The sequence below is a fragment of the Microbacterium sp. genome, assembly GCF_036277215.1.
Lineage (GTDB): Bacteria > Actinomycetota > Actinomycetes > Actinomycetales > Microbacteriaceae > Microbacterium.
On the sequence record NZ_DASUNI010000060.1, the window covers coordinates 1 to 3,560 of the forward strand.

3 protein-coding genes, 1 other RNA gene and 1 pseudogene are annotated in these 3,560 nt (G+C 68.0%); 1 reads left to right on the forward strand and 4 read right to left on the reverse strand.

All coding sequences use genetic code 11. The annotated features are described in order from the left end of the window. Positions 1–167: 167 nt before the first annotated feature. Positions 168–537, reverse strand: a transfer-messenger RNA (tmRNA) gene (ssrA, locus tag VFX99_RS02905). A 117-nt stretch (positions 538–654) separates the two neighbouring features. On the opposite strand from ssrA, the gene VFX99_RS02910 reads away from it, so the two are divergent. Then, complete coding sequence (locus VFX99_RS02910) at positions 655–1,329, forward strand: SIMPL domain-containing protein (protein ID WP_329664818.1); 675 nt, start codon at positions 655–657, stop codon at positions 1,327–1,329. Positions 1,330–1,732: 403 nt separating this feature from the next. On the opposite strand, the gene smpB is transcribed toward VFX99_RS02910, so the two are convergent. The 3 genes and pseudogenes from smpB to VFX99_RS02925 all read right to left on the reverse strand — a co-directional run. Continuing rightward, positions 1,733–2,209 (reverse strand): SsrA-binding protein SmpB, encoded by a 477-nt coding sequence (smpB, locus tag VFX99_RS02915; protein ID WP_329664819.1) that lies wholly within the window; start codon positions 2,207–2,209, stop codon positions 1,733–1,735. 199 nt (positions 2,210–2,408) lie between these two features. Then, positions 2,409–3,323: a permease-like cell division protein FtsX gene (gene ftsX / locus VFX99_RS02920; protein WP_329664820.1), complete on the reverse strand. Its 915-nt coding sequence runs from the start codon at positions 3,321–3,323 to the stop codon at positions 2,409–2,411. Beyond that, positions 3,320–3,560: pseudogene (locus VFX99_RS02925) on the reverse strand (cell division ATP-binding protein FtsE); the annotation flags it as partial. The gene ftsX and the pseudogene VFX99_RS02925, both read right to left, overlap by 4 nt.

Sequence of the window (3,560 nt, forward strand, 5' to 3'; positions counted from 1 at the left end):
GATCCCCGCTGATGGCGACTTCGCCTCGCCGACTGCGCCCCGTGATTTCCGAGGGGAGCCGTTCAGTGGGGGGTCACCCGGTGAAGGGGTGATCGCCATGCATGGAAAACGGCCCGACCCCCGCGGATCAACGCGGGAGCCGGGCCTAACTACACGTGACAGCGGATTGGTGGAGATGGGGGGAATCGAACCCCCGTCCATCGCTGTGTCTCTGCGCCTTCTACGGGCGTAGCCTGTGCTGACGTTCTGCTCGGCCCCGACCTTTGCCACAGGCATCTAGGTCGACAGGCCCAGTCTGGAAAGAGTCCCGAGGAACGTCCAAGACGCCGTCCCTCAGCAAGTCCCCTAGATGACGCGAGGGTCCGTAGCGGGAACGCCTACGGTCTCACGGAGTTCAGGCTCGCTTATGCAGCGAGGGCGAACTCATTGCGATTTGCATCGGCAATTATGTTTTTGCAGAGATCGTTTTCGAGATAACCCTGCATCCTCGGCCCGCTTCTCGCAGGAGCTCAGGCGATGTCGAAACCGATCATCCCCATGAACCCTCGTTGCAGAGGGCCGCTGTCACGCGCTGTGTAGTTGTCAAGCACTCGGCCCCGAGGAGCCCAGCATCACAGTCTATAACGGTTCGACGGCCCGCGTAGAGTCTCAGCCATGAGCGAAGTCACCATCACGGTCCGCGGCGAGCACGAGACCCGTGTCGCCCCGGAAGAAGCAGTCGCCCACGTCACGGTTCGCGCGGAAGGACGTGAGCGCGGACCTGTCGTCGAGCGGATCGCCGCGCTGGCGGCGCCCCTGCGGGACGACCTCGCCGCCCGCAAGGATGCCGGTGGCGTCAGCGAGTGGTCGAGCCAGCGCGTGTCGGTGTGGGCGAACCGCCCATGGAACAGCGAGGGCAAGCAGCTCGCCCTCGTGCACTATGCCTCGGTGGAGATCACGGCGACCTTCACCGACTTCGCGGCCCTCTCGTGGTGGGTCAGTGATGCGGCCGAGCGGGACGGCGTGCATGTCGACGGCGTGACATGGCGACTCACCCCCGCCACGGCCAAGACGACCGAAGCCGAGGTGGCGGCGCACGCCGTGAAGGTCGCCGTCGACCGGGCCACCGCGTACGCCGGTGCAATCGGTCTGGGCACGCTGACACCCGTCGAGATCGCCGATCTCGGACTTCTCACCCGCGCGCCGGAGCCCGCGCCGCCGGCGCCCAAGATGATGCGCGCGATGGCGATGGGCGTGATGGATGCCGGGGCGGGGGCGCCGGCGGTCGAATTCCAGCCGGAGGACATCGTGGTCAGTGCCGCCGTCGAGGCGCGCTTCGCCGCGCACTGACCGCGGCATGTCGTCCGCACCGTCCCTGCCGTTGTCGAGCCTCGCGCAGGGGTCGCCCACCGCGTCTCGCTCGTGATCCTGCAGCCCGCGGTCACCGCCGAGCTGGATGCTCGCGGACCCGAGCCCTGCTGGCGGGCTACTTCACCGTGTGGATCGTCTGCGGGGTGACCGCGCTCGTCGCGGCGGCGGCGCTGGCGTTCGTCCCGAAGACCGCGTTCACCGACCGTGCGGTCGCGGACTCCGAGGCGGCGCCGGCGGTGCCGTAGCGCGTTTTCGTCGCGTCGCGCTCGCTCGATGCTCGCTCCCGATCGCGTGTCAGCGAGACGGCGGCGCAGAGATGCTCGGCCGACCATCCTGCGGACACGCACCGGCGCGGCATCCGGCGATCATGCCCTCCGGGGCTCTACTCGCCGAGGCGGTTGCGGGAGCGCATCGCGCGCTCGGCCTCGCGCTTGTCCTGTCGCTCGCGTAGCGTCTGGCGCTTGTCCCACTCGTGCTTGCCCTTGGCGATGCCGATCTCGACCTTGGCGCGGCCGTCCGAGAAGTAGAGCTTCAACGGCACGAGCGTGTAGCCGCCCGCCGAGACGGCGTGCGAGAGCTTGATGATCTCGTCCTTGTGCAGCAGCAGCTTGCGGGTGCGCTTGGTGGCATGGTTCGTCCAATGCCCCTGCGAGTACTCCGGGATGTGCACGGAATCAAGCCACGCCTCTCCCCCGTCGATGTACGCGTACCCGTCGGAGAGGTTCGCGCGGCCCTGCCGCAACGACTTGACCTCGGTGCCGGTGAGCACCAGTCCGGCCTCGTACGTCTTCTCGATGGTGTACTCGTGGCGCGCGCGACGATTGGTCGCTACGACCTGCTCGCCGCGTTCCCTGGGCATGACTTCTCCTCGATCGGATGCCGCGCGGGTGGTCCCTGACCCTGTCGAGGGCGCGCGGCAGCCTGTCAGTCTAGCAATCGTGCGGCGTCAGCCGACCGGCGCGTGCACATAGTCGCTGATTCGCGTGAAACGAGCCGCGAACGACGCGCCAGGGCGGTTGCTTCACCGAAATGGAGACGTTGTGCACGCCGCGGGCGGGTCAGGCCCGCAGCCAGCGCCGGATCGCGAAGCCGGCCGACAGCGCCGCCAGCAGTGCCCCGATGAGGATGAGGATCGGAACGACCACCCAGGCGTCCGAGACGCTGACCCACGTCGTGACGAACTCGACCCGCTGGCGCAGGTACTGGTCGACCCCGAAGTGCACGCCCGCCAGCACGGCGGCGCCCGCGAGCAGCGACCCGAGGAGCGCCGCGAAGACGCCCTCGAGGATGAACGGCGTCTGAATGAAGCGATTGGAGGCGCCGACCAGTCGCATGATGCCGAGCTCTCGTCTTCGAGCGTAGGCGGAGAGGCGGATCGTGGTGGCGATCAGCAGGACGGCCGCGACGAGCATCAGCGCGGCGATGCCGACCGCGATATAGGTGGCGACGGTGAGCGCGGAGAACAGCGGCTCGAGGTACTGGAGCTGGTCCTTGACCTCCTCCACGCCCTGCATCCCCTTGAACGCCTCGACGATCACGTCGGACTGGCTCTGATCGACCAAGTTGATCCAGTACGTCTCGTTGAGCTGCTCGGGGGTGATGACGCTCGCATAGTCCTCGCCCAGCAGCTCGATGACGTTCGCATACGCCTGCTCACGGTCCTCGAAGCGCAGGTCGCGGATGAGCGGTGCGAGCGCCGGACCGTCGAGCTTCGCGCTGACCTCGGCGAGCTGCTCGGGCGTCGCAAGCCCGTCGACGCACGTCGCCGCCTGCGAGATCGCCGTGCACATGTAGATCGCAACCTGGGCGCGATCGGCCCAGTAGTCCTTCATCTGACCGATCTGCATCTGCATCAGGATGGCGGCGCCGACGAAGGTCAGTGAGACGAAGGTGACGAGCACGACGGAAATGACCATCGACGCGTTGCGGCGAAGCCCCGAGAGAGCCTCGGAGAGCACCAGACCGGTCCTCACGACGTGGGCCCCACTTCGTCGTCGGGATCGGTTTCGCCGAGCCCCAGCCGATCGGCGAGCCCGAGCTCGGCGACGTCGACCTCGGCGATGTCGGCGATGGGGACGGGTTGGGTTCGCGGAGCCGCGGGCTCACTGACGGGCGTCGCCGCGAACGCCTCGGCGGCGGGTTCGGCTCGCTCCGGCGCCTCGGGCTCGACAGCGGGTTCGGCGTGCTCGATGGCCTCTGCCACGGCGGGG